This window comes from Echinimonas agarilytica (genome assembly GCF_023703465.1).
GTDB lineage: Bacteria > Pseudomonadota > Gammaproteobacteria > Enterobacterales > Neiellaceae > Echinimonas > Echinimonas agarilytica.
Window position 1 is genome coordinate 1 of sequence record NZ_JAMQGP010000022.1, and the last position, 1076, is coordinate 1076.

Annotated in this window: 1 protein-coding gene and 1 pseudogene; one reads left to right on the plus strand and one right to left on the minus strand. The window is 40.6% G+C overall.

The genetic code is table 11. The annotated features are described in order from the left end of the window. Positions 1 to 146 precede the first annotated feature (146 nt). The gene (locus NAF29_RS18080; RefSeq protein ID WP_251263034.1) at positions 147 to 650 is read left to right on the plus strand and encodes a hypothetical protein; all 504 of its coding nucleotides are present in this window, start codon (positions 147 to 149) and stop codon (positions 648 to 650) included. Positions 651 to 759: 109 nt separating this feature from the next. Here NAF29_RS18080 and NAF29_RS18085 read toward each other — a convergent pair. Continuing rightward, a pseudogene (locus tag NAF29_RS18085) lies at positions 760 to 1076 on the minus strand (IS4 family transposase); the annotation flags it as partial.

Genomic DNA, 1076 nt, shown 5'->3' on the forward strand with positions numbered 1-1076 from the left:
ATGTTATGTTTATTCATGCTGATCTCCATTTTTTAGTTTCTTTAACAAAACTATTATGGCTCTGGCTTTCAGCTAACCCACGAAGAATTGGAGATCAGCATCTTTAGTGGGGAGTCATTATGTCTATACGATAGTGGGAATATTGAGTGAAGTTGTTAAAAGATAAAGTTGAAAATCTAATACATTTTGCGATATGTGCTTACTTGTACTTTTGTGCTTCAGAGTACGGATTTGAGACGTATCTTGGTTTCTGGTTCTTGAGTTTCATTCTAGTTAACTTATTGGTGTCCAGTTTGATCGTTAAAATTGGATTGGATTTGTGGGGTAAGTTTACAGGGAGTATGGTTTTAGATGTCATCGCATTTTACTTATCACTTGGTATCACTTATTTTACAAGTATTGCCATCATAGCTCCAAAAAAATATGCCGAAATTCAAATCCGAGTTTACGAGTCTGTACCTGATATAGGGTTCTTTGATATGGCAAAAGTTAAAGAGTCTATCGAAAATAATAAAGCGTTGGTAGACGTAGGTGAAAACCTGACTACTCCACCTTTTACTGACTTATCTGTAATCGTATTTTCGGTGCTGTTCTACTTATTTTCTAGAGGTTTATGGATATTAATAGAGTGGTTGAGGCAACGTGAATAATCGTATAACAAGCACTTTAAACGGAACAAAAACAGTTGGCTACGTTTCGCTCCGCTACACATTATAGCCAACAATTTTTGTCCGCTTAAGTGGGCGCTGGGGGATCCCCTCATAATTCTGGCATCCCCGTTTGGTGAACCAGCCTGATGTAATGGCCGATAGCCCACCGTATATCGGCGCTGCTGACGGGGTAATCCCGCCATCGTTTTCTAACCTCTCTTCCTAGCCGAATCAAAGATAAAACCCGCCTGTGTTTGATGGTGTTCGCCTGAAATTGTGGCGTCCAATTGCGTTTAATCGCCACCATTCCTAGCAATCGCAAAGCCCATTCAGCCAGCATGGCAATGAGCAGTAAAATATCAAAGCGCTTAGGGCAACGGCTGTTGCTGTGGCGCAGTCCTAATCCATACTGTGGGCTTTTGATAT